The sequence below is a fragment of the Kitasatospora sp. RG8 genome (assembly GCF_017813315.1).
GTDB lineage: Bacteria > Actinomycetota > Actinomycetes > Streptomycetales > Streptomycetaceae > Kitasatospora.
The window spans coordinates 17,921-34,074 of record NZ_JAGIYX010000029.1; the positions used below are offsets into that span (position 1 = coordinate 17,921).

The 16,154-nt window shown below is 73.9% G+C and carries 15 protein-coding genes; 4 read left to right on the forward strand and 11 right to left on the reverse strand.

From position 1 onward, the window contains the following. Positions 1-3: 3 nt before the first annotated feature. On the reverse strand, positions 4-804 hold the full coding sequence (locus tag J5Y04_RS32300) for an alpha/beta fold hydrolase (protein ID WP_209415954.1): 801 nt from the start codon (positions 802-804) through the stop codon (positions 4-6). 61 nt (positions 805-865) lie between these two features. On the opposite strand from J5Y04_RS32300, the gene J5Y04_RS32305 reads away from it, so the two are divergent. Then, positions 866-1,285 carry a MarR family winged helix-turn-helix transcriptional regulator gene (locus J5Y04_RS32305; protein WP_209415955.1) on the forward strand — a complete coding sequence of 140 codons (420 nt, stop codon included), beginning with the start codon at positions 866-868 and terminating at the stop codon, positions 1,283-1,285. Between the two features lie 53 nt (positions 1,286-1,338). Here the strand turns inward: J5Y04_RS32305 and J5Y04_RS32310 are convergent, their stop codons facing one another. After that, positions 1,339-2,406, reverse strand: a complete 1,068-nt coding sequence (locus J5Y04_RS32310) for a PP2C family protein-serine/threonine phosphatase (RefSeq protein ID WP_307853409.1) — start codon at positions 2,404-2,406, stop codon at positions 1,339-1,341. 656 nt (positions 2,407-3,062) lie between these two features. Here J5Y04_RS32310 and J5Y04_RS32315 point away from each other — a divergent pair. Then, on the forward strand, positions 3,063-3,281 hold the full coding sequence (locus J5Y04_RS32315) for a hypothetical protein (protein WP_148647754.1): 219 nt from the start codon (positions 3,063-3,065) through the stop codon (positions 3,279-3,281). A 7-nt stretch (positions 3,282-3,288) separates the two neighbouring features. After that, positions 3,289-3,750 (forward strand): hypothetical protein, encoded by a 462-nt coding sequence (locus tag J5Y04_RS32320; protein WP_209415957.1) that lies wholly within the window; start codon positions 3,289-3,291, stop codon positions 3,748-3,750. A 143-nt stretch (positions 3,751-3,893) separates the two neighbouring features. Here J5Y04_RS32320 and J5Y04_RS32325 read toward each other — a convergent pair whose 3' ends face one another. The 7 genes from J5Y04_RS32325 to J5Y04_RS32355 all read right to left on the reverse strand — a co-directional run bounded on the left by J5Y04_RS32325 (position 3,894) and on the right by J5Y04_RS32355 (position 9,758). Beyond that, on the reverse strand, positions 3,894-4,127 hold the full coding sequence (locus J5Y04_RS32325; protein WP_209415958.1) for a hypothetical protein: 234 nt from the start codon (positions 4,125-4,127) through the stop codon (positions 3,894-3,896). Continuing rightward, positions 4,124-4,558: a hypothetical protein gene (locus J5Y04_RS32330; protein WP_245205873.1), complete on the reverse strand. Its 435-nt coding sequence runs from the start codon at positions 4,556-4,558 to the stop codon at positions 4,124-4,126. The genes J5Y04_RS32325 and J5Y04_RS32330 overlap by 4 nt, the downstream gene beginning before the upstream one ends. Before the next feature lie 181 nt (positions 4,559-4,739). Then, positions 4,740-6,272, reverse strand: coding sequence for a HAMP domain-containing sensor histidine kinase (locus tag J5Y04_RS32335; RefSeq protein ID WP_209415959.1), 1,533 nt, complete (start codon positions 6,270-6,272; stop codon positions 4,740-4,742). Beyond that, entirely contained in the window at positions 6,269-7,003 is a 735-nt protein-coding gene (locus tag J5Y04_RS32340; RefSeq protein ID WP_209415960.1) for a response regulator transcription factor, read from the reverse strand. The genes J5Y04_RS32335 and J5Y04_RS32340 overlap by 4 nt, the downstream gene beginning before the upstream one ends. Before the next feature lie 217 nt (positions 7,004-7,220). Next, a complete protein-coding gene (locus tag J5Y04_RS43735; protein ID WP_209415961.1) occupies positions 7,221-8,288 on the reverse strand; it encodes a serine protein kinase RIO in 1,068 nt (355 codons plus the stop codon). Between the two features lie 332 nt (positions 8,289-8,620). Next, positions 8,621-9,082, reverse strand: a complete 462-nt coding sequence (locus J5Y04_RS32350; RefSeq protein WP_209415962.1) for a VOC family protein — start codon at positions 9,080-9,082, stop codon at positions 8,621-8,623. Between the two features lie 367 nt (positions 9,083-9,449). Continuing rightward, positions 9,450-9,758: a hypothetical protein gene (locus J5Y04_RS32355; RefSeq protein WP_209415963.1), complete on the reverse strand. Its 309-nt coding sequence runs from the start codon at positions 9,756-9,758 to the stop codon at positions 9,450-9,452. Between the two features lie 306 nt (positions 9,759-10,064). On the opposite strand from J5Y04_RS32355, the gene J5Y04_RS32360 reads away from it, so the two are divergent. Further along, positions 10,065-11,366 (forward strand): aspartate aminotransferase family protein, encoded by a 1,302-nt coding sequence (locus J5Y04_RS32360; RefSeq protein WP_209415964.1) that lies wholly within the window; start codon positions 10,065-10,067, stop codon positions 11,364-11,366. Positions 11,367-11,407: 41 nt separating this feature from the next. Here J5Y04_RS32360 and J5Y04_RS32365 read toward each other — a convergent pair whose 3' ends face one another. Both J5Y04_RS32365 and J5Y04_RS32370 read right to left on the reverse strand, forming a co-directional pair. Then, positions 11,408-13,816 carry a PQQ-binding-like beta-propeller repeat protein gene (locus tag J5Y04_RS32365; protein WP_209415965.1) on the reverse strand — a complete coding sequence of 803 codons (2,409 nt, stop codon included), beginning with the start codon at positions 13,814-13,816 and terminating at the stop codon, positions 11,408-11,410. A gap of 2 nt (positions 13,817-13,818) precedes the next feature. After that, the gene (locus J5Y04_RS32370; RefSeq protein WP_209415966.1) at positions 13,819-16,110 is read right to left on the reverse strand and encodes a protein kinase; all 2,292 of its coding nucleotides are present in this window, start codon (positions 16,108-16,110) and stop codon (positions 13,819-13,821) included. Positions 16,111-16,154 lie beyond the last annotated feature (44 nt).

The window sequence follows — 16,154 nt, forward strand, 5'->3', positions numbered from 1 at the left end:
CGGTCACCCCGCGTCGATGAGACGGGTGCTCGTCCGGCGCAGGTGGGCGTCGATCAGGGCGATGGTGGCCTCCGGCTGTTCGATCTGCGGAAGGTGACCCGCCTCGGGGACGACCTCGAGTGTGCCGTTGGCGAAGGCGTCGGCGTACGCGGCGCCGTATGCGGGGGTGACGATGCGGTCGCTCTCCCCCCAGACCAGGAGAGTCGGCACGTGGACGCGTCCGAGCCGGCGCAGGAGTTTGGGGTCGTGCATGTAGGGGTCGCCCGCGAGGGTGCGCACGGTGGCCGTGTTGCCCTGCCGACGGGCGAGTTCGCCGGCGGGGATGCCGGCGGGGTCGACGTGGTAGCGGTCGGGGTCGTGCCAGGAGTGTTCCGCCGCGCTGCGCGCGTCGAGGGCGAAGAAGTCGGTGATCGGTTCCGTTTCGACGTTCACGCCGACGGCGTTGATCAGGACGAGGCCGGTGATGGTTCCCGCGGTGTCGCGTACGGCCATCTCGGCGGCGGTCCAGCCGCCGAGTGAGGAGCCGATGACGAGGACGTCGTCCAGCCGGCGGTCGCGTAGGTGGTGGAGGTAGGCGAGGGCGAGGTCGTCGATGCCGGTGAGCCATTCGGGACGGTGGGTGCCGTCCCAGCCGGGGTGCACGGGCGTGATGGCGTGTGCGGTGCGGGCGATGTGCCCGGCGAGGCCGGCGACGGTGGCCGGGCCCCCGCCGCCGTGCAGGAGCAGGACCGGCCTGCCGCTTCCGGCTTCGGACATGGTGAGTGACAGGTCGGGGTACACGGCTGCCGTGCGGTCTGTGGTCATGCCCCCACAGTAACTAAACATGCTTATATAAGCTAGCTTGGTAACGCCGTAGACTTGGTCCATGAGTGATGAGCTGCAAGAACTCGGCAGAGCGGTCAAGCAGGCCCAGTACCGGCAGCACCGGGCGCTCGACAGTGCGCTCTCGGCTGCCGGCACCACACTGGCCCAGTGGGACGCCCTGCGTGCGATCAGCCGCGCACCAGGGGCATCGGCCCGCGAGCTGGCCGCGGCGACGTTCCAGACCGAGCAGGCCCTCGGAACGCTCGTCCGCCGCATGACGACCCAAGGCGTGGTCGAGCGCCGACCGGGACATGGCCGGCGCATCGAACACCACCTCACCCCCGCGGGCGAGCAGGTCCTGGCAGCAGGCCACAAGATCGCCGACGAGGTCCTCGCCGCCTGCTTCGCCCCCCTTCCCGAAGCCGACCGCGCGGCCCTGCGCGGCATGCTCCGGCGCCTCACCGCGGAGGAGGTCGCATAGTCGACCGTCAGCTCGCACACGGGTTCGTGAGATCCGACCACCGCCCTCGACGACTACCCCTCCCCCGCGGCCGTGGTGTCGCGCTTGATGGCGACCATCGCCGCATCGTCGCCCAGCCGCCCGCCCGCATGCGCGAGGAGGTCCTGGCACAGTCGGCGCAGGAGGGTGTGGGGATCGCCGTGCGGCCAGGCGGCCAGTCGCTCGGCGAGCGGATAGAAGGCCCCTGATGCGTCGCGCGCCTCGATGACACCGTCCGTGTACAGCAGCGCGATGTCACCCGCCTCGAAGGCGAAGGTCTCGACCTCGACACCGGGCGATCCGGCCAACTCGCTGAGGCCCAGCGGAGGGGCGGGCCGGCTGGTATCGAGCGAGGTGACACGGCCACCGCGGAGCAGCAGCGGGGGCGGGTGCCCGCAGCCCGCCAGCCGGATCACCGGCTCCGTGTCGGGAATGTCGAGAACGGCCGCGGTGATGAACGACTCGGTGCCGTCGGCGTCCGCGGTGTCGTACGCCGGGTCACCGGTGTCCCCCATGCCTCCGAAGACCGCTCCCTCCAGGTGGGTGACCAGCATGGGCAGGTCGACCTGACGGTAGGCCGCGGTCCGGAAGGCACCGAGCACCAAGGACGCCTCGCCGATCGCTTCGAGGCCCTTGCCCCGGACGTCGCCGATCAGGAATCGGCTTCCGCGCCGGGTACGCACGGCCGCGTACAGATCACCGCCGATCTGCGCCTCGGCCTCCGCCGCGAGGTAGACCGACGCGATCCGCAGCGGGCCCATCCGAGCCGGAATGGGCCGCTGGAGCACTGCCTGCGCCGCCTCGGCCACCGAACGCAGCTGCGTCATCTCCTTCTCGTGCTGCTCCCGCAGATGGGCGAGGAGGGCCACGAGCAGGGAGATCAACGCCAGGGCGACGATCTGGACCGAATGGTTGAGGTCGACCAGGGTGGCCCGCACGGCCGCGACGATTCCCTGGGCCAGGACGGCCGCCGCACCCACGACGACGGTCGCCCCCGGGCCGGCGAACGAGGCCGTGATCGCGGGGGCGGCCACCAGGAGCGGCCCGAGGTGCACCTCCGGCGGCGCCAGCATGTCCACGACGGAGATGACCACGATCAGCACGAGCGGAATGAGGATCAGCGGGCGGCTCCGTTGTCGCGACCACCGCAGATCCACATGCCACCGAGATTCCATGCCTCCTGCATACCTCCTCCCGTCGTCACACCGGGGTCACCCGGCCCCGGCCCCCGTTCGCCGTGTCGGCGAAGGCTCAGCACCTCGCGCCGTGCAGTCGACCGGCTCGCCAGCCGACCAGCAGGTCCCCATGCAGCTTGCTCAGGTCGCAACGGCCTCGGCAGGCAGGTGCGCGGGCGGAGGTCGGGACGGGCAGGCGATCCGGCCGAGGCAGGCGGAGAATGCCGAATCCGGGATCCGGGGTCCGGGTGTCGGGCGGACCGGCGGACCGGCCCGGAGCGGACGGATGCGAAGCGTCGTGCGCCGGTGCAGACGGTGGCGATCGAGGACCGGGCGGTCGACGGAACGAGGGCGTCGGGGACGAGCGCCGGCATCCTCGACCGGCACACCCGGGCACCCCACTGGTGATCAACACGGCGCCGTGGCCCCGGGACTGGGTGATCCACCAGGGTCGCGGTGTTCGGTCCTCCGCGCGGAACAGAAGCGAACGCACTCCAACAGGTCGCAGATCGTGCGACGGCAGCAACCCCGTGCAACGGTTGCTACGCCACCAGACCGTGGCAAAGCAACACAAGGAGAACCTCATGAGCGCCAACCGCATCGAACCGAAGCAGCTCGCCGCGGCTGCGGCCCAGGGCGTCGCGATCGCGATCGCGGCCCGCAACGCCTCGGACGAGTTCGACATCTCCCGGCCCATCGTCGCCGGCTTCTTCCCCGAGGAGCTCTTCGAAGTGACGCTGGCCCAGAGCTTCGACGGACAGTTCGCGGTGAAGAACGTCCAGCCGCTCAAGGCCCCGCGGTAGACCCGCGATGCCGCAGGACGAGGCCGACGACGGCGGCGGACTGCTCTGCCCCAGCGCGCCGGCCGAATCGGCCGGGTCGGTCCTGATCGGAGTCGTGTCGGGCACCCCGGGCGCACCGCGGGTCGTCCCGACCGCGCACGCGATGCCCGTCACCCTTGAGATCACCGAACTGGCCCGGCCCGCCTCGCCCGGCGAGGTCTTCCGCTTCGCCTCGGCCTGCCGCACGTCGGGCTGCGTCCACTTCAAGCAGTCGGCATGTCAGATCGCCTCCCGCAGCGCCGTGTTGCTGGACGAGGTGGTCGAGGAGCTGCCGAGGTGTCCGATCCGTGCCCAGTGCCGCTGGTTCCACCAGGAAGGGCCCTCGCTCTGCCGGCGCTGCCCGCAGATCGTGACGGATCAGCACCGGCCCACGGCCGAGATGCTGCGGATCGTGAACGAGGACGACCCGCCCGCGGGCGTCGTTCCTTGAGGTCCTGGTTCTGATTCTGGACTTGGTCGTGGCCCCAGGAACGGCCCCAGGAACGGCGCCGACCCCGGTCCGGGACTGTCGGCGCCCTGAGCGGGACGGCGGCCTGCCGCGATGGCGGGCCGCCGTGGGGCGCCGTGGGGCGGTCAGCCGTTGTCGGCCGCCGTGTCGGTGTCCGCCTGGGCCGCCGCGCTCTCGGCGGCGTCCAGCTTCTGCTGCATGTCCTGGACCTGGGCGCTGTCGGCCGCACCGCCGTCCTGCTTGCCCGCGGACGAGCCGGCGGAGGTGCCGGACTGGCCGCCCGAGGGACCGCAGCCGGTGAGGAGAGCGGCTGCGGCCAGAGCCAGCGCCGCGAGCGCGGCGGCCGGGCGGCGCGTCACTTGCCGGTCCCCTCGCCGTGGGCGGCGCACCAGGTCCCGACGGCCTTGAGGTCGGCCTGACGGGCCTGGAGGTTGGTGACGAGAGCCTTGCGGGCGGTCAGCCGGTTGTTGAGGTAGGTCTCGATCTCCGAGTGGCCGGCGGCCTTGGCCTCGCCGGCCCGCTGCTGCAGGCGGGCGACCGAGCCGACCACCGTGGCGTCGCCGTTGAGGCGCTCCAGCGCCTTGGTGATCCGCTCCTCCGTCTTGGGCAGCCGCTTGCAGATGCCCTTCGCGCCGTCGTTCTTCGGCGTCGCCGCTGCGGTCGGGGCGCCCGAGGGCGTGCCGTTACCCCCTCCCGCGTGGGCCGGCGCCGCGGTGAGCAGCGAGCCGGCGAGGGCAAGGGCTCCGAGGGCGGCGGCCCTGCGGCTGATGGACACGCGGTTGGCAGGCATGGAGCGTCCTTTCTCCGTTACGGGTCCCGGCACCGGCCGGACGCGCGTGGAGCGGCCGGCACCGGGAGGGTGGCCAGGAGCGTAGGACGGCTTCTTGTGGATTCCCTGTGGAACCGCCCGCAGGGGTGGCGGCCGGGGGCTGACGGCCGGGGAGACGGCAGCGGTGGGACGGCCGGGCGACTCAGTGGTGCGGGCCCGAGATCCAGTCGCGGCCGGCCGGGAGCTCGACGGTCGGGGCGTCCGGTCGGGGCGACGGCAGCCTGATCTCCATCCGGCAACCGTCACCGCCGGGCGGGGTCGTGATCCGTATCGTCCCGCGGTGCAGCGCGACCTGCTGCGCGACCAGGGTGAGCCCGAGGCCCGAGCCGGGGCTGTCCCGGCGGCGGTGGAACCGGTGGAACACCGACTCCCGCTCGGCCGCCCCGATCCCGGGGCCGCGGTCGTCGACGGTGAGCAGCACGGCCCCGTCCTCGGCCGCGAGCCGCAGCGTGGCCTGCGCCGGTTCCCGCCCGGTGCGGCCGTGCACCGCCGCGTTGTCGAGCAGGTTGGCGAGCATGATCCTCAGTCCGGGCTCCCAGCCGAACACCCGCGTCTCGTCCGGGACGTCCGCCGTGAACCCGGCCTGTGGGTGGCGGCGCGCGGCCTCGCGGACCGCCGCGTCGGCGGCCTCGGCGAGGTCCACCGACCGGAACGCGTCCAGCTGGACCAGGTCGCCCCGCGCCAGGGTGCTCAGCGCGGTGAGCAGGTCGAGCAGCCGGGCGTGGTCGTCCCGCAACTCGGCGACGACCTCGGCCCGTTCGGCTGCGGGAAGGTCCGGGTGGGCGGCCAGCACGTCGAGATTGGTGCGCAGGCTCATCAGCGGGGTCCGCAGTTCGTGCGAGGCCGTGGACGAGAACGCGCGGGCCGTGTCGAGGGCCTGGGCGGTGCGCCGGGCCTGCTCGTCGTAGCGGGCGAGGAGGAGCGCGAGCGCGGCGGACAGCTCGTCGACCTCGGCCGTCCCGGTCCGCTCCGCCACGAAACCGTGCCCGGCCGGGCCACCGGGAGCGGCCGGACCGCCCGCGCCGCCCGGATCGCGCGTGCCGTCGCCCGGGCCGCCGGAAGCAGCCGGTGCCGCGGGGTCGAGCGTGGCCGCGCGGCGGCTGAGCCGGCGCAACGGGACGGTCGCCCGCTCGGCGACCACGAACCCGATCAGCGCGGAGACCGGCGCGGAGATCAGCACCACCAGCAGTACCCGCCGACGGACGGCGGCCGTCTGGCTGTCCTCCTGCCCCGCCGGCGCCACCACCCACAGCGTGCCGGTGGCGCCTCCCGCCCCGGCGGCGACCCTGACGGTCAGCACCCGCCAGGCCCGGCCCTGGTCGTGCACGGTCGCCGGACCGCCCGGGAGGGCGGGGAACGCCAGCGGGTCGGCGGGTTGCGGGCCCACGGACAGCAGCACCGAGCCGTCCTCGCCGGCCACCCGCAGGCCCGAGTCCAGGGCCGCGTCCAGCACCTTCCGCTGCTGGGTCTGCTCGGCCTTCGGGCGGCCCTTGCTGTCGGCGGCGAGCAGGGCGCGGACGCCGGGGAGGACGGCGGCCGCCCGGTCGTTGAGCCGGGTGTCCTGCTGGTGCCGCAGGTCCCGGCCGACCAGCGGCAGGAGCAGCAGCCCGGCCAGCACCACCAGGAGCGGGACCACGGCGCCCGCCCACAGCGCGATCCGGGTGGAGAGCCTCATGCCGGCACCTGCCCGTCGCCGCCGGGCACCCGCAGGACGAAGCCGACGCCCCGCACGGTGTGGAGCAGCCTGGGCCGCCCGCCCGCTTCAAGCTTGCGCCGCAGGTAGCTGACGAAGGTGTCGACGGCGTCGCTGCGGACGTCGAAGTCGTAGCCCCAGACCCGCTCCAGCAGCACCTCCCGGGAGAGCACCAGCCCGGCGTTGCGCGCGAGCTGGGTGAGCAGTTCGAACTCCCGCCGGGTGAGCCGGAGTTCCTCGCCGTCAAGGCTGGCCCGCCGGGTCGCCGGATCGATCGTCAGCGGGCCGGCCGTCACCCGGTCGTCCGGCTGCGGGGGGCGGCGGCGCAGCAGCGCGCGCAGCCGCAGCACCAGTTCCTCCAGCGCGAACGGTTTCACCAGGTAGTCGTCGGCCCCCGCCTGCAGCCCGGCGACCCGGTCGGCGGGCTCGTCCAGGGCCGAGAGCATCAGCACGGGGATGTCGTCGCCGCGCGCCCGCAGGGTGCGGCAGAGCTCGGCGCCGCTGATGCCGGGCATCGACACGTCGAGCACCAGGACGTCCGGCGCGGCGGTGGGCAGCCCGGCGAGCGCGGCCTCGCCGTCCTCGGCCAGGGTCACCGAGAAGCCGCTCAGCCGCAGGCCGCGCTCCAGGGTGCGCCGGATCGCCGCGTCGTCGTCCACCACCAGCACCCGGCCGCCGGGGCCGCCCACGGCCCCGGACCCGTTCCCGCTCATCGGCGCCTCCTCGTTTCCGGGCTGCCGACCCTCTCACACGCGTGCCACGGGCCGGTGCCGGGGGTGGGCGGCCTTCGCGGGTGGCCGGGCGCGAACCGGGCGGGAACCGGGCAGGGTGAACGCACAGGGCCTGGGCAGGGAGCCGGGCAGGGGGTCCGGGCAGGGAGCCGGGCAGGGGGTCCGGGCAGGGAGCCGGTCCCCTGCCCGGGCCCAGGGGTCACCCCAGCCGTGCGTCGAACTCCAGCGACTCGACGAGCTCGCCGACCCGCCGCTCCGGCAGCCCCCTGGCGACGAACCACGCGCCGACGTTGCGCACGTCCCGCTCCAGGAACGAGCGACCGCGCGGGTTGGCGACCACGTCCACGATCTGCGGAACGTCGATGATCACCAGGCGCCCCTCGTGGACCAGGATGTTGTACGCCGACAAGTCGCCGTGCGCGTAGCCGTCGACGGCGAGCAGCGACAGGCTGCGGCCGAGCTGCTCCCACAGGTCGTCGACGTCCGCCTCCTCCGCGCGCAGCTGGGCGAGCCTCGGTGCGGCCGTACCGTTCTCGTCGCCGACGAACTCCATGAGGATCTCCGTGCCCGTGATCTGCACCGGGTACGGGACGGCCACGCCGGCCGACCAGAGCCGGCACAGCGCCGTGAACTCGGCCGCGGCCCACTGCCCGGCGATGGCCTCCTTGCCGAACGCCGTGCGCTTGGCCATCGCCCGGGTGACCCGGCTCTCCTTGTGCTGACGGCCCTCCAGGTACCCGGAGTCGCGGTGGAACATCCGGTGCTGGGCGTCGCGGTAGCGCTTGGCCGCCATCAGCGTGCGCCGGTCGGTGCCCGGCACGCCGCGCTCCAGCAGGAAGACGTCGGCCTCCTTGCCGGTCTTGACCATCCCGAGTTCGGTGTCGACGGCGGCGAGCTCCGTCACCACCCACGCGGGGCGCGGCTCGGGCCCCTTCTCGGTGGGCGTGGACTGGTCCCAGGTGGACCAGCGGTCGCCTTCGGCGGGGCCGTCGGCCACCGGTGCCGCGGCCGACCCCGCCGTGGGCGCCGCAGCAGGTGCCGACCCCGGGAACGCGGAGTCGCCGGATCCGAAGGCCGAGTCGGTCCCGAAGGCGTCGGAACGCTCGAAGGACTCGAAGGTCTCGAAGGACTGGAAGGGTTCGAAGGCCCCGGCGTGGGCGGGCGCGGGCTCGTAGTCGTCGAACCGCTCGGACCGGCGGCCGCGCCGGGGTGCGCCCTTGGGGCGGATACGGGAGAAGGAATCGCTGTCGGAAAAGCGCTCGCGCACTGCGGTGGCTCCTGAGGAACGGCCCACCGGTGCGCCGGATGCGACGCGTCGTCAGCCGGTGGGCGAATGACGGAAGAGAGAGGCGTATGGCGCGCACACGAAAGCGCGCCGCGAGATCGCGGCAACCACCGGTACACACCTCCTCTACGGCTCTACGTCAGTCCTCACGCGGCAAAAAGGAACCACGGCCACGGCATCAGCGCAGCGGAACGGCCACAGCCTAGCTCCTCCCAAGATCGGCGCAACCGAATTTCCCGCCGCAGCCCCCGCCCCCGTGACGGGCACGGAAGGCCCGCCCGCTGCGGGGCCTTCCGTGCCACGGCCGGGCCTCGTCAGTCGAGGCAGAACTCGTTGCCCTCGGGGTCGGTCATCACGATGTGGCCGGCGCCCAGCGGAGGAGCGGGCTCCTCGCGGTGCAGCCGCTTCGCCCCCAGCGCCACGAGGCGGTCGCACTCGGCCTCCAGCGCCGCCATCCGTTCCTTGCCCTGCAACCCGGGCGCCGCCCGGACGTCCAGGTGGACCCGGTTCTTGGCGACCTTGTCCTCCGGCACCTGCTGGAAGAAGACCCGCGGGCCGTGCCCGTCCGGGTCCTCGATCGCCGACCTCGTGTTGCGCTGCTCCTCCGGCACGCCGATCCGCGCGAGGAACTCGTCCCACGCGGCCAACGGGTCGGCGCCCTCCGGCAGGTCGACCCCGGGCGGGCCGGGGTGCACATAGCCCAGGGCGTCGCGCCAGAAGGCCGACAGCGCCCGCGGATCGTGGGCGTCGAAGGTGACCTGGATGTGGCGGCTCATCAGTCTGCTCCGTTCGTGGCGGAATTCGGGCGGAACCGCAGGCCGCGCGGGAGGCGGACCTCGGACGGCGAAGTGCCGCCAGGGTATCGCCGCCCCCTGACAAACCCCCGGCGGCGGCACGGCCCCGGGTACGGATCACCCGGGGCGGCGGATCTCGACGGCGTCGACCACCCCGCCGTCCGCGCGCACACCGGGCCCGGCGGGCCGTGCGGTCGCGCCGGCCCGGGCCGGTCCAAGCCGGGGCTGGACCGCGAATGCGCTTTCTGCTCAGGTAAGTTGGCGGCTTCGTGGCTCTCCGGCGGCCGGGCAGCCACCGGCCCGCCCCGGTCACGCCCGCCCCGCCCTCCCGGGGATCGGCGGTTGATGTTCAGGGGTTCCGGTCGGCCGCGGCGCCGGCGGCCCAGGCGAGCCCGATCACCACGGCGAGCGCCACGAGCACCAGGCCGAGCCCGATCGAGGTCCAGCCGCCGCTGGTCAGGCTGTCCAACTGCTCCTGGTAGGTGGTGTCGTGGGGTTCGGGCATGCCCTCGGTGACCGGTCCGGTATTCCTGGCGTGGCAGATGTCGCCCGGCGCCATCGGCCGGCCGTAGCAGGTGGGCACCTCGGTCTGCAGTTTGCCGGCGCCGGAGAGGACCAGGCCGACGCCACCGGCGAGCACCAGAAGCAAGATCACCACCGCCATGACCGTTGCGGCCCCCTCCTGGCACGGCCGCCGGGCCGGCGGCACCCCCGAGGCCTTCGACGCGGGGCGCACACCTGCCGGTTCCACCGCGCCCGGCGTCGTCGGCCGGGTCAACGGCCGGGCCGCGCACGCCCGGACCTTCGCCGGACGGCACGCCGGACCCGCGTCGCGCACTGCCGCCGGCCCGCCGGGTAGGCGATGATGATGACCGGATCGCCCGTCGGACCGGGCGCGGCTGCCCGTTGTCCCCGATCGTGCCTTCACCGGTTTCTGCCATCCCTCCAGGAAGCGAGACGTGACATGTCGGACCTGTTGAAGCGGCACCGGGCGGTCATGCCGAACTGGGTCGCCCTCTACTACGACGAGCCCCTGGAGATCGTCAGCGGCAAGGGCTGCCGCGTGCAGGACGCCCAGGGGAACAGCTACCTGGACTTCTTCGCCGGAATCCTCACCAACATGCTCGGATACGACGTTCCCGAGGTTCAGGAGGCGGTGAACCGGCAGCTCAGGTCGGGGGTCGTGCACACGTCGACGCTCTACCTGATCCGTTCCCAGGTGGAACTGGCCGAGAAGATCGCCGCCCTCTCCGGGATCGACAACCCGAAGGTGTTCTTCACCAACTCCGGCACCGAGGCGAACGAGACGGCGCTCCTGCTGGCCACCCACGCACGCGGTTCCGACCAGGTGCTGGCCATGCGCAACAGCTACCACGGCCGTTCGTACGCCGCGACGGCGGTCACCGGGAACCGGAGCTGGAAGAACTCCTCGCTCTCCCCCCTGAACGTCCACTACCTGCACGGCACCGACCGCGACCGGTTCCCGGGGATGTCCGACGAGGAGTACGCGCGGTTCTGCGTCGAGGACCTGGCCAGCGTGCTCGACTCGGCCACGGCCGGCGGCGTCGCCTGCCTCATCATCGAACCGGTCCAGGGCGTCGGCGGCTTCACCGCCGTGCCCGACGGGCTGATCGGGGAGTTCAAGAAGACCCTCGACGAGCACGGCATCCTGCTGATCTCGGACGAGGTCCAGACGGGGTGGGGCCGCACCGGCGAGACCTTCTGGGGAATCCAGGCGCACGGGGTGACGCCCGACGCCATGACCTTCGCCAAGGGGCTGGGCAACGGCTTCGCGATCGGCGGCGTCGTCGCGAGGGGCGAACTCCTGGACGCCCTGCCGGCCAACGGCATCTCGACCTTCGGCGGGAACCCCCTCTCGACGGCGGCGGCCCAGGCCACGCTCGACTACCTGCTCAGCCACGACCTCCAGGCCCACGCGCACCGGCTCGGCACGAAGATGATCACGGAGCTCCGCAGGGCCGCCGAAGGCCTGCCCGTCGTCGGGGCCGTGCGGGGCAAGGGCCTCATGTTCGCCGTCGACCTGGTCGACCCGGCCACCGGCGAGCCCTCGCCGGCCATCGCCGGCCGTGTGATGGAGGAGACCAGGGCGCGCGGCCTGCTGATCGGGAAGGGCGGCCTCCACGGCAACACGCTGCGCATGGCCCCGCCCCTCACCCTGAGCGAGGCCGAGGCCGAGGAGGGCCTGGCCGCCCTGGTCCGGGCCCTGGAGGCGGTGGCACGGGAACGCCGCGCGGACCGGGGGTAGGGCCCGCGGCCGGGGGGTCCGCCCCCGGCCGCCCGGGCGGCTCAGCCGTGGGCCGCCCGGCCGTCGGCGGCGATCGCCGTCAGGCCCTTCTCGGTCGGGCCGTAGAGCCGCCCGCCGCCCGCCCAGTACGGCACGGGGGTCGCCGTGCCGCCGCTGGGTTGGAAGTCGAAGGTCCAGCGCGGTGCGCCGGTGGCCGGGTCCAGTGCCCAGACCTTCCCGTGGACCCAGATGTAGAGGGTCCCGTCCGCGCAGTGCGCCGCCATGTCCTGGAGCGCGCCCGCCGGCAGGGAGCCCGACCAGCGGACGGCACCGGTCCTGGCGTCGAAGGCCTGGACCACCGTGCGGGCCTTCGCGTAGTGCGCCCCCACGGCGTAGACGGTGGCGCCGTCGGGGCTCGCCACCGCCCCCTTGAAGGCCCACTCCCCCGCGGACTGCCAGGCCACCTTCCCGTTCGCCGGGTCGACCGCGTAGAGCCGGTCACCCAGGTAGAGGAAGTAGCCGCCGGCCGAGCTGTGCTGACCGTCCGCGAAGAAGGGCAGGCTGGCGATGAGGGCCCCGCTGCCGGGAGCCAACTGCTCCCAGACGCTCTTGCCGGCGTCGCCGGCGTCGAGGCCCTCAAGCTTCCCCGTCTTCTTGTACGTGTTGAGGTCGATGCCGTACGTCTCCCACAGCAGGCGGGTCCCGGAGGAGGGGATGGAGAGCCTGGTGTTCTCCGTCACCCCGGTCGGGCGCACGAGCTGCCACCGGAGCTGACGCGTCGCCGGATCCACCGCCCACACGAAGCTGCCGCTGTAGGCGACCGGGGCCTTCGGGTCGGGGAGGGGGAAGGTGCCGAAGGCCTCGCCGTGGACGTAGACGAGGTTGTCGAGGAGTCCCACCACCGAGGCGGAGCGGGAGATCCGCAGGTCCGGCCGGTTGAAGGTCCAGGCGACGGTTCCGGTCACGAGGTCGACGGCCTTGAAGACGTACGTCAGGTCGGTCGGGCTGCCGTACCCCATCACGTAGGCCATGCCCCCGGCGGCCGCCACCGGGCAGTCGCCGATGCCGACCCCGGCCGGTGCGGAGTAGTTGGCCAGCGGTCCCCACCGGGGCTTCCCCGCGCGGTCGAACGCCCAGACCCCCTTCATCCCGGCGGCGACGACGGTGTCGCCGTCCCCGGTGACCGCGATCAGCGACTCGTCCACCGGTGTCGTCCAGAGCGGGGTCGCCAGGACGTCCGTATCCAGCGAGCGCGTGTAGTCGGTCGGGTCCGCCGCCGGGGTCGGGGGCGGGCTGCCGGATCCCGTCCCGGGCCCGTTGGCGGCCGGTGACTTCTCGCGGTCGCCCCTACGGCTGAGGAAGAGCGCGGTGCCGCTGCCGGCCGCGGCCACCGCCCCGCCGGCCAGGCCGAGCAGCAGCTTGCGGCGACCGGGCCGGGGCGGCGGTGCGGGCGTGCCCAGGCCGAGCAGCAGCGTCTGCTGCCCCGTCGGCACTTCGGACGGGGGCTCCGGACGGTGCGGCCCACCCGGCCCCGGGGGCGTGGCCGGCGGGGGTGGCGTGGCCGGCGGGGGTGGCAGGGGCGCGGCGGCCGGCGGCGGGGCCATCACCGCCGCCGCCTCCTCGATCGCCGCGACCAGCGCCGGGTGCAGCCAGGTCCCCGGCACCAGCGGCCCCACCCCCTGGGACGCGGCGAGCTGTTGCGGCGTCGGCCGCTCACCGGGGGCCTTGGCCAGACAGGCCGCGACCAGCAGCCGCGCCCCGCCCGGCACCGCGGCGAGATCCGGTTCCTCGCTCACCACCTTGCGCAGGATCTCCAGCGGATGCCCGCCGTCGAACGGGCCGGTCCCGCCGGTGGCGGCGAAGGCCAGGGTCGAGCCGAGCGAGAACACGTCGCTCGCCGCGCCAGCCCGCTCCCCCATCGCCTGTTCCGGCGACATGAAGGCGGGTGTGCCGAAGATCGCGCCCTCGGCGGTCAGCGCGGTGCCGTCCGCCGCCCGCGCGATGCCGAAGTCGATGACGTGCGGCCCGTCCAGCGCCAGCAGCACGTTGCTCGGCTTGAGGTCCCGGTGGGTCAGCCCGGCGGCGTGGATGTTCCTCAGCTCCTCGGCGATCCCGGCGGCGAGGATGCGCAGCACGTGCTCGGGGAAGGCGCCGACCCGCCGGACCGCCTCGTCCAGCGCGACCCCCGGTACGAAGGCGGTCGCCATCCAGGGCATGGGCGCGTCGGGGTCGGCGTCCACGACCGGGGCGGTGAACGCCGAGGAGGCCGCCCTGGCCGCCGACACCTCGGCCCGGAACCGGGCACGGAACAACTGGTCACCGGCCAGTTCGGCCCGGACCAGTTTCACCGCGACGGTCCGCCCGCCGGCCGACCGGCCGAGGTAGACCACCCCCATGCCCCCGGCACCCAGCCGGCCGAGCAGGGCGTACGAACCGATCCTGGTGGGATCGGTGGATTCCAGCGGGCGCATGCTCAGGACCCCTTCGCGGGCAGGGAGGTGATCGTCTGGGTGATCGTGTCGGAGACGCAGAGCCGTCCGGCGCCGGCCGTCCAGGCCAGCTTCGTGGTGTCCTTGCCCTTCAGTCCGGAGTACTTCCAGCGGGCCTTGCCGGTCGCCGGGTCGAGGGCCCAGAGCACGGCGTCCGATCCCATCCGGTAGAGGTTGCCGTCGGCGCAGAGGATGCGGGAGCCGATGGCGGCGCTCTCCTGGGAGTCGAGCGGGAGCGGGGCCCGCCGGCCGGTGCGGCCGTTCGAAGTGTCCAGCGTGCCCACCGAGTGTCCGCCGTCCGTGTCCTTCCAGAGGAAGTACAGCGCCGTTCCGTCCTCGCCGGCGGCGAAGCCGCCGCCACCCTTCGAGGCTCCGGTGACGCCGCTGACCGTCCACACCGGGCTGCCGCTCGCATCCGGGTCCAGGGCGGTCAGCGTGCCGTCCGGGTTGGGGGCGAGGACGTACTTCCCGGCGGTGCCGATGCCGTACGTCGCCAGCTTGCGCGCCCAAGCGATCTCGCCCTTGGCGTCCAGGGCCTTCAGCTGGTCGAGATCGGAGACCACGATCCGGTCGCCCGGCAGCATCGTCGCCTGGATCGGCGTCGTGTCCTCACCGTGGAACCAGAGGCTCTTGCGGGCGGCGAGGTCCACCGCCCAGACGTTGCCGCCTCCAAGGCCGGCTCCGTGGTCCTTGCCGTCGCCGATGCCGAGCAGGTAGGCCTTGCCGGCGCGGATGCCGACGAACGAGGTGGCCATCGTCTTCTTCCGGTCCTGCGCCACCCTCCAGTCGAGCTTCCCGTCGGCCAGGGTGAAGGCCAGGAGTTCGGTGCCGGAGCCCGTCCACCCGGAGGCGTAGAGCCGGCCGCCGTCCAGTGCGGCGACGGCCCGCACGGTGTTCGGGTCGGCCGCGAAGACACTGCCCGTGCTGGTGGAGTCCACCGTCCACTTGGTCCGGCCGGCGTCGTCCACTCCCCAGATCTGCTCGATGGAGACGCAGACCACCACGCCGTCGGCGGAGAGCACCTGCGGGCAGGGCTTCTGCTGGGTCACCTGCCAGTTCGGTCTGGCCTCGGGCACGTCCGCGCCGGACGGGCGCACGAGGGCGGTCGGCGTGCCGCTCGAAGCGCCCGCCGTGGCCGCGCCGCCGGCATCCGTGCGGCCGCCGTGGTCGCTCAGCAGGGCGATCGTGGTGGCGGCCCCGGCCGCCGCGAGCACACCGCCGCCGACGCCCAGCAGCACGGCCCGGCGGCTCGGGCGGCGGCCGGGCACCGCGTCCCGGGGTGCCCGATCCGCGGGGAACGGCGGCGGTGGCTGGCCCAACGGCGGGCCCTGCGGCGGGAGGTGTGGCGGGTCTTCCGGCGGCAGGCCTTCCGGTGGCGCCGGCGAGGGCTCGGGCAATGCGGTCAGCACGCCCCGGACGACGAGCACGTCCGCGACGACGGCCGGCGGGAGCCAGCCGGCCGCCGGGTCCGGGCGGCCGATCCGCTCCACCAGCTCGACGAGCTGACGCGGCGAGGGGCGGTGCTGCGGGTTCTTGGCCAGGCAGCCGGCGACCAGGTGCCGGATGCCGTCCGGCAGCCCGCTCAGGTCCGGTTCGGTGTTCACCACGCGGAACAGCACCGCCGCCCCGGCGCCCTCGCCGAACAGCCGGCTGCCGAGTGCCGCGTAGGCGACCGTCGAGCCGAGCGAGAACACGTCGCTCGCCGGGGTCAGCGGCTCCCCCAACGCCTGTTCCGGCGACATGTACGGCGCCGAGCCGATGACCGCGCCCGTCGTGGTCAGCCCGGTGCCGTCGGCCGCCCGCGAGATGCCGAAGTCGATGACGTGCGGCCCGTCCAGCGCCAGCAGCACGTTGCCCGGTTTGAGGTCGCGATGGATCAGCCCGGCGCGGTGCACCTCCGCCAGCGCCTCCGCCAGCCCGGCCGCCAGCGTCCGCACGGTCTCCTCGGGCAGCGGGCCGTGCCGGGCCACCGCCTGCTGGAGCGGGACGCCGGCCACGAACGCGGTCGCCATCCAGGGCGTCGCGGCCTCGGTGTCGGCATCCACCAGCGGCGCGGTGAACGCCCCGGAGACCCGGCGCGCCGCCGCCACCTCCTGCCGGAAACGCGAGCGGAAGGACCCGTCCTCGGCCAGCTCCGGCCGCACCACCTTGACCGCGACGGCCCGCCCGCCCGCCGACCGCCCCAGGTACACCGCACCCATGCCGCCGGCCCCGAGACGCCCCATGAGCGCGTACGGGCCGACGTGCCGCGGGTCCGCGGCCACGAGTTGCTCCAACGCCTTCCCCTCCCGTGAGCCTCACAGGCTAGGGGGTACGCGGC